Source organism: Streptomyces sp. cmx-18-6 (genome assembly GCF_046548915.1).
Taxonomy (GTDB): domain Bacteria; phylum Actinomycetota; class Actinomycetes; order Streptomycetales; family Streptomycetaceae; genus Streptomyces.
The window spans coordinates 1-513 of the sequence record NZ_JAEBEP010000064.1 but is presented as its reverse complement, the minus strand read 5'-3'; the positions used below and the strand labels follow the sequence as shown (position 1 = coordinate 513).

Sequence of the window (513 nt, the reverse complement as noted above, 5' to 3'; positions counted from 1 at the left end):
CGACTACTGCACCCACATGCTGTCCTCGGCGGTGATGGCGGCCACCGTCGGCCACACCTACCTCTCCCCGACCGCGTGCGCCGCCCTGCGGGAGGGCGCCCGGCGGATGCCGGCGGGACCCCTTGAACACGCCGCGATCGAGCGGCTGCGCGCACTGCTCTCGCCGCGCGAGCGGCAGGTCATGGAGCTGCTGTCGACCGGCCTCGGCGCACAGGAGATCGGGCTGCGATTACGGCTGAGCGAGAAGACCGTCCGCAACAACCTCAGCAACATCTACGCCAAGCTCGACGCCCGGGGCGGCACGGACGCGGTCCTGCGGTGGCTCGGCGCCACCCCGGCCACGCCCGTGCTTCGCACCTGAGAAGGCGTCGGGGCGGCCGTCAGGACGCGGGGACCTCGGCGAGCGGGACCTCGACGTCGGTGACGTTGGCGCCGCCCTCGTCGAATCCCGGTTCGGCCCGCAGACTGTTCCCCGAATTCAGGATTCCGTCGGCCTCGGGCGTCCCGCATTTC

Annotated in this window: 1 protein-coding gene; it reads left to right on the top strand. The window is 71.9% G+C overall.

Going from position 1 to position 513, the window contains the following annotated elements; all coding sequences use genetic code 11:
* On the top strand, positions 1-361 hold a 361-nt coding region (locus ACLJPL_RS34165; RefSeq protein ID WP_411084826.1), incomplete at its 5' end, for a response regulator transcription factor.
* Between the last annotated feature and the right edge of the window lie 152 nt (positions 362-513).